The sequence below is a fragment of the Streptomyces sp. DG2A-72 genome (assembly GCF_030499575.1).
Classification (GTDB): Bacteria; Actinomycetota; Actinomycetes; order Streptomycetales; family Streptomycetaceae; genus Streptomyces.
On sequence record NZ_JASTLC010000001.1, the window covers coordinates 4176128 to 4193733 of the forward strand.

The following is a 17606-nucleotide window of genomic DNA, read 5'->3' on the forward strand; positions in this document are numbered from 1 at the left end:
GACCCGGACACCACCACGAACCAGGCACCACCACGACCCGGACACCACCACGAACCAGGCACCGCTACGACGCCGGGATCACCGCCGAGACCCGGAAACCCCCCGCATCCGTCGGCCCCGACACAAACACCCCGCCCAGCGCGGACACCCGCTCCTTCATCCCCACCAGACCGTTCCCCCGGACGGCAGCCGCGCCGACGACGCGGCCTCCGGTGGCGGCTCGTTCTCCACCTGCATCGCGATCTCCGACACCCGGTGCGCCAGCCGCACATGCGTCTTCGCCCCCGCCGCATGCTTGTGGACGTTCGTCAACGCCTCCTGCACCACCCGGTACGCGGTCTGCTCGACCTCCGGCGCATACGGCCGCGACTCCCCCTCCACCGAGAAATCCACGGCCATCCCCGCAGCCGCCGACTGCCCGATCAACTCGTCCAGCTCGGACAGACAGGGCCCCTCGCCCGTGCCGTCCTCATCGGCAGCCCGCCACGCCGCCGCGGCCGCGGCCGCCCCCACCGCCGCCAACGGCACCGCACGCTCACGCCGCTGCACACCGCCGTCCCCGCTGCGCAACACCCCGAGCATCTCCCGCAACTCGGTCAACGCCTGCCGCCCCATGTCCCCCACGAGCGCGGCATTCCGCACAGCTTTCTCAGGGTCCTTCCGAGCCACCGCCTGCAGCGCGGCTGCATGCACGACCATCAGGCTCACCCGATGCGCGACGACGTCATGCATCTCCCGCGCGATCCGAGTCCGTTCCTCGTTCCTCGCCCACTCGGCCCGCTCCTCGGCCCGCTCGGCAAGCAGCTGAAGCTCCCGCTCCAACGAATCCGCCCGCTCCCGCAAGCTCTCCATCAACCGCCGCCGCGCCCCCACATACAGCCCCAGCAGCAAGGGCGGCGCGGTCACCCCCAGAGACGCACTGATCGAAGCGAACGGAACGAACCAGTCCCCCAGCGTCACATCCCCCGACGCCATGTCCTGCCGCACCTGCACAAACGTCACGATCAACGTCCCCACCAGCGACATCCCCGCCAGCGACGCGATGATCCGCCGCGGCAGCTCGGACGCGGCCAGCGTGTACAGACCGACGATGGTCATCAGGAAGCCCATCTGGGCGGGCGTGATGGCGATCGAGACGAGTACGACGGCTATCGGCCACTTCCGCCGAATCACCAACACCAACCCGGCCAGCACCCCGAACACCACCCCCGCGGCCACCGGAATCCCGGCATCCCGCGCGAACGGAATCCCCTCAACCGCACACTCCAGCGCGGATACGAACGCCAGGCCCCCGTCGAGCACGGCACTCCGCCATCTGGCCCACCACCAAGGCCCGGTCAGGGCCGGTGCGTGGTCTTCCCCCGTCGTGGTCATGCATCCAGCCTACGGGCGCAAGCCCCCCGTTTTCCGGCGAGTTTCCGCGACTGGCCTACACCACACTCCGTAACCGAACAGAAGCGAAACCGCCCGAAATCCCTCGAACTGCTGAATCGCACACCGTTCGCCTCCGGAGGCGATCATTCCACCCGGACGGTATGCCCATGGCACATTCAGATGGCAAGTACCCCGACTTCGAGGTACTGCGGGAACAGGCGGCGGCGCTCCGCCGTGCAGGACTCAGCCGACGCCAGATCCGCGACCGACTGCACGTCGACAACAACGACATCCTCAACCGCCTCCTGGAGGGCGAGCCACCTCCGGAATGGACGAGGCGGCCCAACGCGAAGGACGACCTGAGGGCGCGGGCACGGGAACTCCGGCTGGAGGGCTGGACGTACGACCAGATCCAGGTGGAGCTGGGGTGCTCGAAGAGTTCGATCTCGCTGTGGGTACGGGATCTACCGAAGCCGGAGCGCAAGCGCAGCCGCGAGGAAGCAGTGGCGATCGCCCGACGAGGCTGGGAAGCGAAGCTGCAGATCAGGGACGAGGAGCGCCAGCAGACCAAGGAGGCAGCCACTCAAGCGGTCGGCAACCTGACTGAGCGGGAGCTATTCCTGGCGGGTGTCGTCCTGCACTGGGCCGAGGGCGCCAAGGACAAGGCGTACAGCCACCAACGTCGCGAGCGGCTGCAGTTCATCAACAGCGACCCGAACGTGATCAGCCTGCACCTGCGCTGGCTCGAATCTCAAGGCGTGGAGCGCGAACGCATGCGGTTCCGCGTCAGCATCCACGAATCCGCCGACGTGGCCGCGGCCGAGGCGTTCTGGGCAGGGCATGTCGCCGTCGAGGCCGCCAGCTTCCAGCGAGCCACGCTCAAGAAGCACAGCCCCGCGACGAACCGCATGAACACAACCGAATCCTACCGAGGTTGCCTGGTCATCTACGTCACCAAGAGCGCGGACTTGTATCGTCGCATGGAGGGCGCCTGGTACGGCATAGTAGGAGGCGCCACTCGACAGCCAGACTAAATGTCCGGTTTGGTCGAGAATGTTCCCCCGTGGTGTAATTGGCAGCACTGTGGCTTTTGGTGCCATCTGTCCGGGTTCGAGTCCTGGCGGGGGAGCCATACTCGGTTCGGGTCCTGACTGGCACGGCTCAGTCCAGGGCCCGCTCTCATATCCCCCCTGATTCCCCCCGGTATCCTGCGGATGTCACTCCACCCCCTCCACAGCCGAAGGGCATCCCGTGAGCGCCATTCGCCCGGCAGCCGTCGTCGTTCTCGCAGCGGGTGAGGGCACCCGTATGAAGTCGGCCACACCCAAGGTCCTGCACGAGATCTGTGGCCGCAGTCTCGTGGGCCATGTGCTCGCCGCCGCGCGGGAGTTGCAGCCCGAGAACCTGGTCGTCGTGGTGGGCCACGCCCGCGAGAAGGTCGGTGCGCACCTCACGGAGATCGACCCCGACGTACGCACGGCCGTCCAGGCGCAGCAGAACGGTACGGGGCATGCCGTGCGGATGGCGCTGGAGGAGCTCGGGGGTTCTGTCGACGGCACGGTTGTGGTCGTGTGTGGCGATACCCCGCTGCTCACCGGGGAGACGCTTCAAGCCCTCGCCGCGACCCACTCCTCCGACGGTAATGCCGTCACCGTCCTCACCGCCGAGGTGCCGGACGCGACCGGTTACGGACGTATCGTGCGCGACGGTGCTTCCGGCGCTGTCACGGAGATCGTCGAGCACAAGGACGCGTCCGAGTCGCAGCGGGCGATCCGCGAGATCAACTCCGGTGTGTTCGCCTTCGACGGGCAACTCCTCGCGGACGCCCTCGGGAAGGTGCGGACCGACAACAGTCAGGGCGAGGAATACCTCACCGACGTCCTCGGTATCCTCCGCGAGGCCGGTCACCGCGTCGGTGCGTCCGTCGCCGGCGACCATCGTGAGATCGCCGGGATCAACAACCGGGTCCAGCTCTCCGAGGCCCGCCGGATCCTCAACGACCGGCTGCTGACCCGCGCGATGCTGGCCGGCGTCACCGTCATCGACCCCGCGACGACGTGGGTCGATGTGACCGTGACCTTCGAGCGGGATGCCGTCGTACACCCCGGAACCCAGCTGCACGGCTCCACTCACCTCGGCGAGGGCTCCGAGGTCGGTCCCAACAGCCGCCTCAAGGACACGCGCGTCGGTGCCGGTGCCCGTGTCGACAACACGGTGTCCGACAGCGCCGACATCGGGCCGCAGGCTTCCGTCGGCCCGTTCGCCTATCTGCGGCCGGGCACGCGGCTCGGGCTCAAGTCCAAGGTCGGTACGTACGTCGAGACGAAGAACTCCCTGATCGGGGAGGGGACCAAGGTTCCGCACCTCTCCTACGTCGGGGACGCGACGATCGGTGAGTACACGAACATCGGTGCCGCGAGTGTCTTCGTGAACTATGACGGGAAGGACAAACACCACACGACGGTCGGCTCGCACTGCCGTACCGGTTCGGACAACATGTTTGTGGCTCCTGTCACGATCGGGGACGGTGCCTATACGGCCGCCGGGTCCGTGATCACGAAGGATGTGCCGCCCGGTTCGCTCGCCGTGGCCCGCGGCCAGCAGCGGAATATCGAGGGTTGGGTGGCTCGCAAGCGTCCGGGGAGCGCGGCGGCGAAGGCGGCCGAGGCGGCGTCGCGGGAAGCCGGTGACGAGGGCTGACCGGAAACTGGCGCGTCAAACTCGGCGTACCGTGATAAGTGCACATCCGCACACCCCAGCTGAGACGTCGACCTCTCGCAGCCGGCCGAGGCGTCGTCTCGCAACCCAGCTGAGACACCTCTGAGGAGACAGTGCTGTGACCGGGATCAAGACGACCGGCGAGAAGAAGTTGATGTTCTTCTCCGGCCGCGCCCACCCCGAGCTTGCCGAGGAGGTCGCCCAGCAGTTGGGTGTCGGGGTTGTCCCGACGAAGGCCTTCGACTTCGCGAACGGTGAGATCTACGTCCGTTACGAGGAGTCGGCACGTGGTGCGGACTGCTTTGTGATCCAGAGCCACACGGCTCCGATCAATCAGTGGATCATGGAGCAGCTGATCATGATCGACGCTCTGAAGCGTGCGTCGGCCCGCTCCATCACCGTCATCGTGCCTTTCTACGGTTACGCGCGGCAGGACAAGAAGCACCGCGGACGTGAACCCATTTCGGCGCGTCTGATCGCGGACATGATGAAGACGGCCGGTGCGGACCGGATCCTCACGGTCGATCTGCACACCGACCAGATCCAGGGCTTCTTCGACGGTCCCGTCGACCATCTCTTCGCGCTGCCGCTGCTCGCGGACTATGTGGGCACCAAGGTCGACAAGGCGAAGCTGACCGTCGTGTCCCCGGACGCGGGGCGTGTGCGGGTGGCCGACCGCTGGTGCGACCGGCTCGGTGCGCCGCTCGCGATCGTGCACAAGCGGCGCGACAAGGACGTGGCGAACCAGGTGACCGTCCATGAGGTCGTGGGTGAGGTCAAGGGCCGCGTGTGTGTCCTGGTCGACGACATGATCGACACGGGCGGCACGATCTGTGGGGCTGCTGATGCCCTGTTCGCGCACGGCGCGGAGGACGTCATCGTGACGGCGACGCACGGTGTGCTGTCGGGTCCGGCGGCGGACCGGCTGAAGAACTCCCGGGTGAGCGAGTTCGTGTTCACCAACACACTGCCGACTCCGGCCGAGCTGGGCGGCCACCTCGACAAGATCACGGTGCTGTCGATCGCGCCGACGATCGCGAGCGCGGTGCGTGAGGTGTTCGAGGACGGTTCGGTGACGAGCCTGTTCGACGAGCAGTGAGGGCCGAGCAGTAAGGCTCCTCGAAGATCCTTTTGGGTACGGCCTCCCCTGCCGAGTAGACTGCTGAAGTTGCTCGGCGAGGGAGGCCGTACTCATCGCGGTACGGCTGTCCGTTATCGACGCGCTCTTCGTAGCAGGCCGTTCGTGGCCGGGTGACCTTGTCCGTTCTCACCCATACGAGGAGTGAAAAGCATGTCCGAGGTCAAGATCTCCGCCGAGACCCGCACCGAGTTCGGCAAGGGCGCTGCCCGCCGTATCCGTCGTGACTCGAAGGTTCCCGGTGTCCTGTACGGCCACGGTGGTGACCCGCTGCACCTGACCCTTCCGGGCCACGAGCTCCTGCTCGCGCTGCGTACGCCGAACGTCCTGATCGCCCTGGACATCGACGGCAAGACGAACGAGCTGGCGATCCCGAAGGCCGTGCAGCGTGACCCGCTGAAGGGCTTCCTCGAGCACGTCGACCTGCTGCTCGTGAAGCGGGGCGAGAAGGTCAACGTCGAGATCTACGTGCAGACCGAGGGTGAGCTGGCCCCCGGTGGCAACCTGCTGGAGCACGTCCTGAACGCGCTTCCGGTCGAGGCCGAGGCCACGCACATCCCCGAGTCCGTCACGGTGTCCGTCGAGGGCCTGACGGCCGGTGACTCCATCCTCGCCAAGGACATCCCCCTGCCGAGCGGCACGAAGCTGGCCGTCGAGGACGACACGGTCGTCCTGCAGGTGCTGGCCGCGCAGGCCGAGGAGGCCCCGGAGGGCGAAGAGGCCGGCGAAGCCGGCGCGGAGGCCTGACCGGCGGTTGAGCCGCAGCGCTCGTGCCGCTGATTAAATGGCACCCGGCACAGCCGTATGTATCGGCTCCAGCCGCTGCTCCCTCCCCCGGGAGCAGCGGCTGTTGCACTAGGAGACCCAGACGTGGCTACCGATCCCAACGCCCCTTGGCTGATCGCCGGACTCGGCAATCCCGGGCCCGAGTACGCCATGAACCGGCACAACGTCGGGTTCATGGTGGCGGATCTGCTGGCTGAGCGGATCGGGGGGAAGTTCAAGCGGGCCGGGAAGGCGCAGGCGCAGGTGGTCGAGGGGCGGATCGGGCCACCGGGGCCGGGGAGCCGGCGGGTGGTTCTGGTGAAGCCGATGTCGTACATGAATCTGTCCGGCGGGCCCCTGAACGCACTGCGGGACTTCTACAAGGTTCCGGTGGGCAACATCGTGGCCGTGCACGACGAACTCGACATCGACTACGGCATGTTGCGGCTGAAGCTCGGTGGTGGGGACAACGGGCACAACGGGCTGAAGTCGATGACGAAGGTGATGGGGTCGGAGTATCACCGGGTGCGGTTCGGGATCGGGCGGCCGCCGGGGCGGATGCAGGTCGCGGACTTCGTGCTGAAGGACTTCTCGGCGGCGGAGCGCAAGGAGCTGGACTACTTCGTGGACCGGGCGGCGGACGCGGTGGAGTGCCTGGTGATCGAGGGGCTGGAGCGGGCGCAGAGCACATACAACTCCTGAGGCCGGAGATACGTACGTACAACTCCTGACATTGCCCCCACGGGAGTTGACCGAGCGCCCGGGCATGGCCAATGATCCCCGCCATGCCTTCTGCCGTCATTTCCCACCGGGGCACGGAGACCGCGCTGCGGTTCGGCCGGCTCGCGGCGATGGGTACGGTCGCCGCGCTGATTCTGATCGCCGGTGTGTGGGCGTCGTGGGGGACGGCGCAGTACGTGATGCTGACGAAGGGCCGGGAGCGCGGCACGGTCGAGGTGACGCGGTGCGGTGCGGACACGTGTACCGGGCCGTATACGCCGGTCTCACCGGGGTCGCAGCCCCGGAAGAGTGTGGTCATCGAGAAGACGGTCGCCGTGCGGAAGGGGCAGACGTACACGGTCGTCATGAAGCCCGGCGGCAGTGATGCCGTGCGCTCCGGGCCCGGCGGTGTCCTGTACTCCTGGGCTCCGATGGGTGGTGCGTTGCTGCTCGCCTCGGTGGTGGTGGCGGGCGGGCTGGGGCGGGCGCGGGCGGCGTGGGTCATGGCGGGGAGTGGGATCGCGCTGCTCACGGCCGCTTTTGTGGTGATCTGAGGGGTCGGGGGCGGCTGCGTTCTGTCGGAAAACTGTTCGTTGTCTGTTCGTGATTGACCCGGGGTCAGTCGTGGCTGGATGCTGAGCCGCCCCCTCCACATCTTCCCGCTCACTTCTCGAAGATGGACTGCCCATGCGTACCCTCACGGTCGTGGCCGCGGCCACCGCCTCGCTGTTGCTCGCCCCTTCGGCCCAGGCCACGGACACCTACACCGTCGAGCTGCGGCAGCAACTGCCGCGTACCGCCACCACCCAGGACGGCGGGGCCCCGCAGGAGGACGGCTGCCCCGGGATTCCCGAGGACATGGACGGCTGGCACTTCGTCCTGCCCGGCAACTCCAGCACGTTCGTCAAGCTGACGGTGACCTTCCAGCCCGGTGGCGAACAGGTCGTCACCAGCTTCGGCCCGCCGTCCGCCAAGCACGCCTACGTGGCGTCGGAGCCGGGTGCCCTGCTGACCTCCGCGGTCGCCGAGGTCAAGGGCGGCAGCCTGGAGCTGTTCAACCTGTCGCACACCTGCCCGGCGGGCACGGCTCCCGATCAGCCGGGCGACGACAAGCCGGCCGATGAGCCGAGCGCCACGCCGTCGGCCTCCCCAGCCCCGTCCTCCACCGATGCGGGCACCCCCTCGCCGGGCCCGAGCTCGTCGTCCAGTGAAGGGGCGGCGCCGTCCTCGTCCCCCTCCGCGCAGGGCGGCAGCAGTGCGGGCGACCTCGCCGAGACCGGCAGCGGCGCCCCCGTCGGCCTGCTCTCCGGTGCCGCGGCGGCGCTGCTGGCGGCGGGCGGTTACCTGGTGTTCCGGCGTCGCAAGTCCGCCTGACGTCCCTGTACGACGGTGCCCCCGGCCTCTCCGCAGAGGCCGGGGGCACCGTCGTACCAGGAATGATCAGCCGGTGTTGCGCAGTCCCGCCGCCACGCCGTTCACCGTGAGCAGCAGGGCCCGCGACAGCAGCGGATCCGGCTGCTCGCCGGCCGCCGCGGCGTCCCGCTGGCGCTTGAGCAGGGTGACCTGGAGGTAGGAGATGGGGTCCAGGTAGGCGTCGCGGATGGTGAAGGTCTGCTTCAGGACCGGGGTGGCGTCGAGGAGTTCCTGTTCGCCGGTGATCTTCAGGACCTCGGTGACGGTCAGCTCGTGTTCGGCCTTGATGGTGTCGAAGACGTGCTTGAGGTCGTCGGGGACGAGGGTGTCGACGTAGTGGGCGGCGATCCGCAGGTCCGTCTTGGCGAGGGTCATCTCTACGTTGGAGATGAAGTTGCGGAAGAAGTGCCACTGCTCGTGCATCTCGGCGAGGACGGTGTCCAGGCCTGCTTCGCGCAGCGCCTTCAGGCCGGAGCCGACGCCGAACCAGCCCGGCACGATCTGCCGGGACTGGGTCCAGCCGAAGACCCACGGGATGGCGCGCAGGCCGTCGAGTCCGGCGCCGGAGTCGGGGCGGCGGGAGGGGCGTGAGCCGAGGTGGAGGTCGGCGAGCTGGTCGACGGGGGTGGAGGCGAAGAAGTACGCGGGGAGGTCCGGGTCCTCCACCAGCCTGCGGTAGGCGGCGTGCGCGGCGTCCGACACGACGTCCATCGCGGCGTCCCAGCGGGCCAGCGCCTCGACCGACTGACGCGGGGCCGTGTGCAGGGCGGACGCCTGGAGGGTGGCCGCGACGGTCAGCTCCAGGTTCTCCCTGGCCAGCGACGGCACGAGGTACTTGTCGGAGATGACCTCGCCCTGCTCGGTCACCTTGATCTCGCCCTCCAGGGTGCCCCAGGGCTGGGCGAGGATCGCGTCGTGGGAGGGGCCGCCGCCGCGGCCGACGGTGCCGCCGCGGCCGTGGAACAGCCTCAGACGCACCCCGTAGCGGTGCGCCACGTCACGCAGGCGGCGCTGGGCGCGGTGGATCTCCCACTGCGAGGTGGTGATGCCGCCGAACTTGGAGGAGTCGGAGTAGCCGAGCATGACCTCCTGGACGTCCCCGCGCAGGGCCACGAGCCTGCGGTACGACGGGTCGGAGAGCATGTCCTCCAGGATCGTGTCGGCGGCCTTGAGCTCGTCGGTGGTCTCCAGGAGCGGCACGATGCCGATCTTCGCCCAGCCGGCGTGCAGGTCGATGAGCCCCGCCTCGCGCGCCAGCACGGCGGCGGCGAAGACGTCGTCGGCGCCCTGGCACATGGAGATGATGTACGACTCGACGACCTCGGGTCCGAAGACCTCCAGGGCCCGCTTGACGGTCTCGAAGACGCCGAGGGTCTTCGCGCCGGCCGCGTCGACGGGCGCGGGGGTGGGGCCCAGCGGCCTGCGGGAGCGGAGCTCCTTCGCGAGCAGCTTGAGCCGGTACTCGCGGGGCATGTCCTCGTACCGCCAGGACTCCTCGCCGAGGCGGTCGAAGAGCTGGCCGAGGGCGTGGTGGTGGGCGTCGGCGTGCTCGCGGACGTCCATGGTGGCGAGCTGGAGGCCGAAGGCGGCGAGCGTACGGATCGTACGGTTCATCCGGCCTTCCGCGAACAGTCCGCCGCGGTGCTCCCTGAGCGAGGTCTGGATCAGGGTCAGGTCCTGCAGCAGCTCGGAGGTGCCGAGGTAGTCGCGGCCCGGCTCGTGCGGGGTGCCGGTGGCCAGGCGCTGCTTGGTGTTCTCCAGCTTCTGCCGGACGCAGGTGGACTTGAGCCGGTAGGGCTCCTCGGCGTTGAGCCGCTTGTAGCGGGGGCTGATCTCGGGCAGGCGTTCGATGTCGGCCTGCAACGACGTGAGCAGTTCTTCCGTCGCGCCGGTGTAGCGGATGGAGTTCGACAGGAAGCCGCGCAGCTCGTCGATCATCTCCAGGGCGTCGTTGATGCCGTGCTCGTGCTGGAGGATCAGCACCTCCCAGGTGACGTCGGGCGTCACATTGGGGTTGCCGTCGCGGTCGCCGCCGATCCAGGTGCCGAAGGTGAGCGGGCGGGTGTCGTCGGGGAGCTTCACACCGACGCGCTCCAGTTCGGCGGTCAGGTCCTCGAGTACGTCACCGACGGCGCCGGCGTGCAGTTCGTCGAGGTAGTAGATCGCGTTGCGGGCCTCGTCCGCGGGTTCGGGGCGTACGACGCGCAGCTCGTCCGTCTGCCAGACGAGGTCGATGTTCTCGGCCAGTCGGGTGTCGTAGCGGCGGCGGTCGGCCGCGATGACCGGGGTCTCCAGGAGCGCGGCGATGCGCCGGAGCTTGTTGAGCACCGAGCGGCGCGCGGCCTCGGTCGGGTGGGCCGTGAACACGGGACGAACGTTGAGGTGCTTGACCGTCTCGCGCAGGTGCCCGGGGTCGGCGTCCTTCAGCCGGTCGGCCGTACGGGCGAGGAGTCCGCCCTCGGCGGCACGCTTGGCGCGCAGCTCCCGGCCGCGGTGGACCTGCTCGGTGACGTTGGCCAGGTGGAAGTAGGTGGAGAAGGCGCGGACCAGCTTGGCCGCGGTGTCCAGTTCCGTGCCGCGCAGCAGTTCGGCGGCGGCCTCGCCGTCCTCACGGGTGAGGCGGCGGACCTTCTCGACGAGTTCCAGCAGCTCAGGGCCTTCCTGGCGGACGAGGGTCTCGCCGAGGAGATCGCCCAGCCGCCTGATGTCGGCGCGCAGCTCACTGCTGGTCGTGGTCTGTTCGTCGGCACTGCTCACAGGTGCGGCTCCTTGCAGTGTTGAAGCTCGTCCGGAGGGGGACCCGGAGTGTGGTCGCGCGGCGGGGGCCGCATACGGGCCGGGCATCCGGGAATCAATCAGAGCGGACCGCGCTGTCCGACCGATTCCTAAGGATAGGTGTCCGTGCGGACGCGCAGGCCCACGGGCTCTTGCCGACCGGCGACGCGCTGCCATACTTACGTCGCCGTAGGTTACGGAACCGTAGGGACTCCCGTCAGAGCCCTCGACGACCCTGGGTTCCCAGCCCGGGCACTAGCCTCAACCCACGAACCCCACAGGGGACGCCCCATGACCACGAGCTCCGATGTGATCGACGACGCCCCGAAGGCGCCCAACGACACCCCACTCCCGAAGGCCACGCTCGGCGGCGAGAAGAAGGGGCGCGTCGAGCAGCTCGCGCTCCTCCTCTTCATCGTCGTCCCCTTCCTCGCGCTCGCCGCGGCGGTGCCGCTGGCCTGGGGCTGGGGAGTGAGCTGGCTGGACCTCGGTCTGCTGGTCTTCTTCTACTTCTTCGCCTGTCACGGTGTCACGATCGGCTACCACCGCTACTTCACCCACGGCTCCTTCAAGGCGAAACGCCCGTTGCGCATCGCGCTCGCCATCGCCGGTTCGATGGCGGTGGAGGGCCCGCTGGTCCGATGGGTTGCGGACCACCGCAAGCACCACAAGTTCTCCGACGCGGAGGGCGACCCGCACTCTCCGTGGCGTTACGGGGAGACGCTCCCGGCGCTGATCAAGGGGCTGTGGTGGGCGCACATCGGCTGGATGTTCGACGAGGAGCGGACGCCGCAGGACAAGTACGCGCCGGATCTGATCAAGGACGACGCGATCCGGACGATCTCCCGTCAGTTCCTCTACTGGACGGTGCTCTCCCTCGCCCTGCCCGCGCTGATCGGCGGGCTGGTGACGATGTCCTGGTGGGGCGCGTTCACGGGCTTCTTCTGGGGATCGCTGGTCCGAGTGGCGCTGTTGCACCATGTGACCTGGTCGATCAACTCGATCTGCCACGCGGTCGGCAAGCGCCCCTTCAAGTCGCGTGACAAGTCCGGCAACGTGTGGTGGCTGGCTGTCCTGTCCTGCGGTGAGTCCTGGCACAACCTGCATCACGCCGATCCGACGTCCGCGCGGCACGGTGTGGAGCGCGGCCAGATCGACTCCTCGGCCCGGATCATCCGCTGGTGCGAGCAGTTCGGCTGGGCGTACGACGTGCGCTGGCCGTCACGCTCGCGTATCGATTCCCGCCGTAACACCGAGAACGACAGCTCCCAGCGGGGGAAGGCGACCGCCGAGGCGGCATGATTGACGGTGTGGCGACCGATCCCAGCACCTCCAGCAATGAGAAGCCGCGGCGAGCGCGCCGAACCCGGATGACCGGAGCGGAGCGCCGCCAGCAGCTGCTGGAGATCGGTCGCACCCTCTTCGCGGAGAGGGGTTTCGAGGCCACGTCGGTGGAGGAGATCGCTGCGAAGGCCGGGGTCTCCAAGCCGGTGGTGTACGAGCACTTCGGCGGCAAGGAGGGCCTGTACGCGGTGGTGGTGGACCGCGAGATGCGCCGCCTCCTGGACATGGTGACGAGCTCGCTCACGGCGGGCCACCCCAGAGAACTCTGCGAGCAGGCAGCCTTCGCCCTGCTCGACTACATCGAGGAGTACACGGACGGCTTCCGCATCCTCGTCCGCGACTCCCCCATCCCCCAGTCCACGGGTTCCTTCGCCTCCCTCATCTCGGACATCGCCACCCAGGTGGAGGACATCCTCGGCCGCGAGTTCAAGAGGCGCGGCTTCGACCCCAAGCTGGCCCCCCTCTACGCCCAGGCCCTGGTCGGCATGGTCGCCCTGACCGGCCAGTGGTGGCTCGACGTCCGCCGCCCGAAGAAGGCGGAGGTGGCGGCCCATCTGGTGAACCTGGCGTGGCACGGGCTGGACGGGCTGGAGGCGAAGCCGCGATTGATAGGGCGGCGGAAGAGCTGAATGAATGTTCCTCTAGATTAACCTTGTGGCACAATGCTGGCATGACTGAGATTGCGATCAGTGCAGCCCGCGCCCAGCTCGGCGACCTGGTCCGACGCGCCGCCCACGGCCGCGAGACCATCGCCCTCACCGACCACGGGCACGTCGCCGCCCTCCTCGTCTCCCCGCAGGTGATAGAGGATCTCGAAGACGCCCTCGCTGTCGCGGACTATCAGCGACGCAAGGCCGAGGGCACACTTGGTCCGGGCATCCCCATGGCCGAGGTGCGCAAGCGGCTGGGGCTCGAAAAGAAGTGACCTACGAGATCATCTTCGAGCCGCACGCCCTCGACTCCGCAGCCCGCTTCCTGGAGGAAGACCCGAAGGGCCTGTCCGCGACCCTGGACGCGATCGACGATCTGGCAGACAACCCGCGCCCCGTCGACTCCGTCCCCTACGGTCCCGACATCCGACGCCTGCGCGTGGGCGACTACCGCGTTCTGTACGTCATCGACGACGACGTGATACGCATCCTTGTCACCCACCTCGGCCGGACCTCGTAAACCCACCCTCGCCCTCCTCACATCTCCTTGCGGGCGACGGCGAAGATACGGCGGAACGGGAACGGGGTGCCGTACGGCGTGGCTGGGTAGGCCGTGCGCAGGGCGGTCCGGTACTCGTCCACGAAGGCGTCCCGCTCTCCGGGGTCGTCGGCGAGTGCGGTGAGGACGGGGCGCAGGCCGGTCCCCTTCACCCAGTCGAGCACCGCGTCTTCGCCTTGGAGGAGATGGACGTACGTCGTCTCCCAGACGTCGGCGGTGCAGCCCAGCGCGGTCAGGTGTGCCAGGTAGGTCTCGGGGGCGAGGACGGCGTCGTCGTGGCGGAGGGTGGCGGCGAGGCGGTCGCCGAAGCGCGGGGAGTGGGCGAGTTCGCGCATCAGGCGGTGGCTGGGGGCGTCGAAGTTGCCGGGCACCTGGAAGGCGAAGGTGCCGCCGGGAGTCAGCCCGGCGATCCAGTGCGCGAAACGGTCCACATGCCCGGGGACCCACTGCAGCGTGGCATTGCTGACGATCAGGTCGTACAGCCGTACGGGCTCCCAGGTGCGGACGTCGGCGGGGGCGAAGTCGAGGCCGCCGCCGCCCGGGGTGGGGCCCGCATGAGCCCCGGCTCGGAAAAGCATCTCGGGCGAGTTGTCGTAGCCGGTGATGTGCGCGGTGGGCCAGCGGTCGGCGAGGAGGGTGGTGACATTGCCGGGGCCGCAGCCGAGGTCGGCGATGCGGGGCGGGGCGCCGGGCAGGTCGGGGATACGGGCCAGGAGGTCGGTGAAGGGGCGGGCGCGGTGGTCGGCGTGGCGCAGGTACTGGGCGGGGTCCCAGGTGGGGGCGGACATGGTGGGCCTCCGGGAGGGGAACGACCGTGGCTGACGGGTACCCAGCCTGCCCCGATATTTAGCTTGAAGTCAAGAAGCTTGATGTCAAGAGACTTCACATCGACACAACCACTACACTGATCGTCATGGAGGACGAGGTCGATCGGCTGGTCGCAGCGTGGCGCCGGGAGCGCCCGGACCTCGACGTGGAACCGCTCGAGGTGCTCAGCCGGGTGAGCAGACTGGCCCGGCACCTGGACCGCGCACGTCGGCTGGCCTTCTCCGAACACAGCCTGGAGCCCTGGGAGTTCGACGTGCTGACGGCGCTGCGGCGCGCCGGGACGCCGTATCAGCTCTCGCCGGGGCAGTTGCTGACGCAGACCCTGGTCACCTCGGGGACGATGACGAACCGCATCGACCGCCTGGCCAAGAAGGGCCTGGTGGAGCGGCTGCCCGATCCGAGCGACCGGCGCGGCGTGCTGGTCCGGCTGACCGACGAGGGCCGCGACCGGGCCGACCAGGCACTCGCGGGTCTGCTCGACCAGGAGCGGGCGATCCTGGCGGAGCTGTCCCGCGCGCAGCGGGGTGAACTGGCCGCGTTGCTGCGCCAGCTGACGGCGCCGTTCGACAACATTCCCGGGTAGGAAGTGCGGCGATCGGTCGTCGGTTGTCTGCGGCGCCGTCGTGGCTGGTCGCGCAGTTTCCCCGCGCCCCTAGGGGGCGCCCTCGCTCACCGGCGTTGATCAGGCACTGCTGCTTTCCTCCACCCCGATCCGGCCGGCAGGGCCCAGGTCCACCGGACCGACCCCCGCCCGCCGCGCGAGTGCGACCGCGGCCAGTGTGGAGTGGACGCCGAGTTTGCCGAGGACGTTCTGCATGTGGGTGCGGACGGTGTGCGGGGAGAGGAACAGGCGCTCGGCCACCGCCTTGCGCCCCAGACCCGCGACCATGCAGCGCAGTACCTCCCGCTCGCGCGGGGTGAGGGACTCCACCAGCTGTTCGCTCTCGGTGCGGTGCTTGCGTGCGGCCGTCAGCTCGCGCAGGACGCCGGTGAGCAGGGCGGGCGGCAGATGGGTCTCGTCGCGCAGGACGCCCCGGATGACGGTGAGCAGCCGGGACAGCGAACAGTCCTTGGCTACCCAGCCCGACGCCCCGGCCTGCAGGGCGAGCGCGGCCCGGCGCGGGTCGTCCTTCTCGGCGAGGACGACGATCCGTACGCCCGGCTGTGCGATGCGGACCCCGGCGACCAGGGAGATCCCGTCGACGAGCCCGTCCTCGTTCCCTTCCTGTACGGGTGCGGGACGCACGCCCGGCACATTTCCGCCCAGATCGGCGTCGACGAGCAGCACGTCGAAGCGGCGCCCCTCGGCGACGGGGCGCTCCAGACTGCGCATGGCGGCCGGGCCGCTGCCCGCCGCGGACACGTCGACGTCCGGCTCGGCGGCCAGTGCGGCGGCGAGCGACTCGGCGAAGATGCGGTGGTCGTCGACGACTAGGACTCGGATACGAACCACTGAAAACCCCCACTGGTCCGGGAAAACGACGACCTGTGCGGGTACGACGCCCAGGAATGGTCGCAGTCGCACGGCCGCCGCCGTGCAGAGACTGCTACCCCCACTGCGGGCGTCGTACCCGACTTGTCTCGCCCCCTGATCAGCACCGGCCCCCACCGGTGCTGTTCATCAGAGTACGGGCGGGGGCCGACAGCGGAAGGTAATTTGCAGAACTGGTTGTCCAGCGCGTTTATGGTGAGCCGCATGTTTCGTATCGAGACAGAAGTCGACAAAGAGCGGCGCGACTTGCTTCGTTCCCGCCTCCGCGCCGCCAATACGACGGCCTCACCGATCTTGCGCGGACTGCGCGGAACCCCTGGTGAACGGGAACTTCCGCTCCATGTCTGGGCGTTGGATCACCACGACCGCCTGGCGGGCGGCCTCGTCGGCCACACCTGGACCACCTGGCTGCACGTGACCTATCTGTGGGTGGACGAGCGCCTTCGGGGCGGAGGGCTGGGCTCCCGATTGCTGGCGCAAGCGGAGCACGTTGCGCGCACGGAGCGCGGCTGCCTCAACGCGCGCCTGGAGACCTGGGACTTCCAGGCGCCGGAGTTCTACAAGAAGCAGGGCTACGACGTGGTGTGCGTGATCCCCGACTATCCGCCGGGGATCACGGAGTACACGCTGACCAAGCGGCTCAGCTGAGCCGCCGCGCCCCCGCCGAAGGCACCGCCTCGAAGACACGCGGTGCCGTGAAGCCGGCCGCCGCGAAGGCCTCCCGCACCGCCTTGGTGATGGTGTCGACGTCGGTCGTCTCGGCCAGCACGATCGCGGAGCCGCCGAAGCCGCCGCCGGTCATGCGGGCGCCGATCGCCCCGGCGGAGAGCGCCGTGTCGACGACCAGGTCCAGTTCGGGGCAGGAGATACGGAAGTCGTCGCGCAGGGAGGCGTGGCCCTCGACGAGCACCGGGCCGATCGCGCGGGTCTCGCCGGCCTCCAGCAGGGCGACCGTCTGCTCCACCCGGTGGTTCTCGGTGACGATGTGGCGCACCAGCCGGCGCACCTCCTCCTCGTTGCCGAGCCGGGCGAGCGCCGCGTCCAGGCCGTCGTACGGCACGTCCCGCAGCGCTTCGACGCCCAGCAGCGCGGCGCCCTTCTCGCAGCCGGCGCGGCGCTTGCCGTACTCGCCGGTCGAGTGCTCGTGCTTGACCTGGGTGTCGACGACGAGCAGGCGCATGCCCTCGGCAGCCAGGTCGAAGGGGATCTGCTGCTGGGAGAGGTCGCGGGTGTCGAGGAACAGGGCGTGGCCCGCGGTGCAGCAGGCGGACGCGGTCTGGTCCATGATGCCGACGGGGGCGCCGACGTAGACGTTCTCGGCGCGCTGGCACAGGCGGGCCAACTGCCAGCCCTTGAGGCCGAGTTCGTACAGGTCGTTCAGGGCCAGGGCGACCGCGACCTCCAGCGCCGCCGAGGAGGACAGGCCCGCGCCGGACGGGACGGTCGAGGTCAGGTGGATGTCGGCGCCGGTGACCGGGTGGCCCGCGTCGCGCAGGGCCCAGGCGACGCCCGCCGGGTAGGCCGTCCAGTTCTTGTCCGACCCCGGGTTCAGTTCGTCGACGCGCAGTTCGACGACTCCGCCCTCGACGTCCTCCGAGTGCAGGCGCAGAACGCCGTCCTCGCGTCGGGACACCGCCACGACCGTGACGTGCGGCAGCGCGAACGGCATGACGAAGCCGTCGTTGTAGTCGGTGTGCTCGCCGATCAGGTTGACCCGGCCCGGCGCCGCCCACACTCCCTCCGGCTCGGCCCCGTACAGCTCCTTGAACCGCTCGGCGACACCACCGACGACAGGCTCGCTCATCCCCTGACCCCTGACCTTTCGTACAC

At 69.0% G+C, this 17606-nt stretch carries 17 protein-coding genes, 1 tRNA gene and 1 pseudogene; 14 read left to right on the plus strand and 5 right to left on the minus strand.

The genetic code is table 11. From position 1 onward, the window contains the following. Positions 1 to 64: 64 nt before the first annotated feature. Positions 65 to 1374: pseudogene (locus tag QQY66_RS19640) on the minus strand (sensor histidine kinase). 167 nt (positions 1375 to 1541) lie between these two features. Between QQY66_RS19640 and QQY66_RS19645 the strand changes: the two are divergent. The 8 genes from QQY66_RS19645 (at position 1542) to QQY66_RS19680 (ending at position 8089) form a co-directional block, all read left to right on the plus strand. Beyond that, positions 1542 to 2408, plus strand: a complete 867-nt coding sequence (locus tag QQY66_RS19645) for a hypothetical protein (RefSeq protein WP_301981647.1) — start codon at positions 1542 to 1544, stop codon at positions 2406 to 2408. Between the two features lie 23 nt (positions 2409 to 2431). Continuing rightward, positions 2432 to 2506: transfer RNA gene (locus tag QQY66_RS19650), tRNA-Gln, on the plus strand. Between the two features lie 119 nt (positions 2507 to 2625). Further along, entirely contained in the window at positions 2626 to 4074 is a 1449-nt protein-coding gene (gene glmU, locus QQY66_RS19655; protein WP_301981648.1) for a bifunctional UDP-N-acetylglucosamine diphosphorylase/glucosamine-1-phosphate N-acetyltransferase GlmU, read from the plus strand. Positions 4075 to 4210: 136 nt separating this feature from the next. Continuing rightward, entirely contained in the window at positions 4211 to 5191 is a 981-nt protein-coding gene (locus QQY66_RS19660; protein ID WP_301981649.1) for a ribose-phosphate diphosphokinase, read from the plus strand. Between the two features lie 192 nt (positions 5192 to 5383). Then, positions 5384 to 5977 (plus strand): 50S ribosomal protein L25/general stress protein Ctc, encoded by a 594-nt coding sequence (locus QQY66_RS19665; RefSeq protein WP_301981650.1) that lies wholly within the window; start codon positions 5384 to 5386, stop codon positions 5975 to 5977. Between the two features lie 123 nt (positions 5978 to 6100). Further along, positions 6101 to 6697, plus strand: a complete 597-nt coding sequence (gene pth, locus QQY66_RS19670; RefSeq protein WP_301981651.1) for an aminoacyl-tRNA hydrolase — start codon at positions 6101 to 6103, stop codon at positions 6695 to 6697. An 83-nt stretch (positions 6698 to 6780) separates the two neighbouring features. Next, positions 6781 to 7269, plus strand: coding sequence for a hypothetical protein (locus QQY66_RS19675; protein ID WP_301981652.1), 489 nt, complete (start codon positions 6781 to 6783; stop codon positions 7267 to 7269). A 133-nt stretch (positions 7270 to 7402) separates the two neighbouring features. Then, entirely contained in the window at positions 7403 to 8089 is a 687-nt protein-coding gene (locus QQY66_RS19680; RefSeq protein ID WP_301981653.1) for an LPXTG cell wall anchor domain-containing protein, read from the plus strand. A 66-nt stretch (positions 8090 to 8155) separates the two neighbouring features. Here QQY66_RS19680 and ppc read toward each other — a convergent pair whose 3' ends face one another. Next, positions 8156 to 10885 carry a phosphoenolpyruvate carboxylase gene (gene ppc / locus QQY66_RS19685; protein WP_301981654.1) on the minus strand — a complete coding sequence of 910 codons (2730 nt, stop codon included), beginning with the start codon at positions 10883 to 10885 and terminating at the stop codon, positions 8156 to 8158. Between the two features lie 309 nt (positions 10886 to 11194). On the opposite strand from ppc, the gene QQY66_RS19690 reads away from it, so the two are divergent. From QQY66_RS19690 to QQY66_RS19705, 4 genes are read left to right on the plus strand one after another with little or no spacing between them, the layout of a single operon-like run. Next, the gene (locus tag QQY66_RS19690) at positions 11195 to 12205 is read left to right on the plus strand and encodes an acyl-CoA desaturase (RefSeq protein ID WP_301981655.1); all 1011 of its coding nucleotides are present in this window, start codon (positions 11195 to 11197) and stop codon (positions 12203 to 12205) included. After that, positions 12202 to 12876, plus strand: a complete 675-nt coding sequence (locus QQY66_RS19695; protein WP_210576453.1) for a TetR/AcrR family transcriptional regulator — start codon at positions 12202 to 12204, stop codon at positions 12874 to 12876. Before QQY66_RS19690 ends, QQY66_RS19695 begins: the two co-directional genes overlap by 4 nt. A 41-nt stretch (positions 12877 to 12917) precedes the next feature. Beyond that, positions 12918 to 13172 (plus strand): type II toxin-antitoxin system Phd/YefM family antitoxin, encoded by a 255-nt coding sequence (locus QQY66_RS19700; protein ID WP_301981656.1) that lies wholly within the window; start codon positions 12918 to 12920, stop codon positions 13170 to 13172. Further along, entirely contained in the window at positions 13169 to 13417 is a 249-nt protein-coding gene (locus tag QQY66_RS19705; RefSeq protein WP_301981657.1) for a type II toxin-antitoxin system RelE/ParE family toxin, read from the plus strand. The genes QQY66_RS19700 and QQY66_RS19705 overlap by 4 nt, the downstream gene beginning before the upstream one ends. Before the next feature lie 17 nt (positions 13418 to 13434). On the opposite strand, the gene QQY66_RS19710 is transcribed toward QQY66_RS19705, so the two are convergent. Further along, complete coding sequence (locus QQY66_RS19710; RefSeq protein WP_301981658.1) at positions 13435 to 14244, minus strand: trans-aconitate 2-methyltransferase; 810 nt, start codon at positions 14242 to 14244, stop codon at positions 13435 to 13437. A gap of 125 nt (positions 14245 to 14369) precedes the next feature. On the opposite strand from QQY66_RS19710, the gene tamR reads away from it, so the two are divergent. After that, positions 14370 to 14867 (plus strand): MarR family transcriptional regulator TamR, encoded by a 498-nt coding sequence (tamR, locus tag QQY66_RS19715; RefSeq protein ID WP_019753616.1) that lies wholly within the window; start codon positions 14370 to 14372, stop codon positions 14865 to 14867. A gap of 99 nt (positions 14868 to 14966) precedes the next feature. Here the strand turns inward: tamR and QQY66_RS19720 are convergent, their stop codons facing one another. Further along, a complete protein-coding gene (locus QQY66_RS19720; protein WP_301981659.1) occupies positions 14967 to 15737 on the minus strand; it encodes a response regulator transcription factor in 771 nt (256 codons plus the stop codon). A gap of 231 nt (positions 15738 to 15968) precedes the next feature. On the opposite strand from QQY66_RS19720, the gene QQY66_RS19725 reads away from it, so the two are divergent. Beyond that, positions 15969 to 16424 (plus strand): N-acetyltransferase, encoded by a 456-nt coding sequence (locus QQY66_RS19725; RefSeq protein WP_301987415.1) that lies wholly within the window; start codon positions 15969 to 15971, stop codon positions 16422 to 16424. Here QQY66_RS19725 and galK read toward each other — a convergent pair. Continuing rightward, positions 16417 to 17580, minus strand: a complete 1164-nt coding sequence (gene galK, locus QQY66_RS19730) for a galactokinase (protein ID WP_301981660.1) — start codon at positions 17578 to 17580, stop codon at positions 16417 to 16419. The genes QQY66_RS19725 and galK overlap by 8 nt on opposite strands. Positions 17581 to 17606: the final 26 nt, after the last annotated feature.

Bases quoted from the DNA above. Each gene is read 5' to 3' on its own strand.
- QQY66_RS19700 (WP_301981656.1), top strand. From the start codon at position 12,918: ATGACTGAGATTGCGATCAGTGCAGCCCGCGCCCAGCTCGGCGACCTG.
- tamR (WP_019753616.1), top strand. From the start codon at position 14,370: ATGGAGGACGAGGTCGATCGGCTGGTCGCAGCGTGGCGCCGGGAGCGC.
- QQY66_RS19645 (WP_301981647.1), top strand. From the start codon at position 1,542: ATGGCACATTCAGATGGCAAGTACCCCGACTTCGAGGTACTGCGGGAA.
- QQY66_RS19725 (WP_301987415.1), top strand. From the start codon at position 15,969: ATGGTGAGCCGCATGTTTCGTATCGAGACAGAAGTCGACAAAGAGCGG.
- QQY66_RS19665 (WP_301981650.1), top strand. From the start codon at position 5,384: ATGTCCGAGGTCAAGATCTCCGCCGAGACCCGCACCGAGTTCGGCAAG.
- QQY66_RS19680 (WP_301981653.1), top strand. From the start codon at position 7,403: ATGCGTACCCTCACGGTCGTGGCCGCGGCCACCGCCTCGCTGTTGCTC.
- QQY66_RS19675 (WP_301981652.1), top strand. From the start codon at position 6,781: ATGCCTTCTGCCGTCATTTCCCACCGGGGCACGGAGACCGCGCTGCGG.
- QQY66_RS19690 (WP_301981655.1), top strand. From the start codon at position 11,195: ATGACCACGAGCTCCGATGTGATCGACGACGCCCCGAAGGCGCCCAAC.
- QQY66_RS19710 (WP_301981658.1), bottom strand. From the start codon at position 14,244: ATGTCCGCCCCCACCTGGGACCCCGCCCAGTACCTGCGCCACGCCGAC.
- QQY66_RS19695 (WP_210576453.1), top strand. From the start codon at position 12,202: ATGATTGACGGTGTGGCGACCGATCCCAGCACCTCCAGCAATGAGAAG.
- galK (WP_301981660.1), bottom strand. From the start codon at position 17,580: ATGAGCGAGCCTGTCGTCGGTGGTGTCGCCGAGCGGTTCAAGGAGCTG.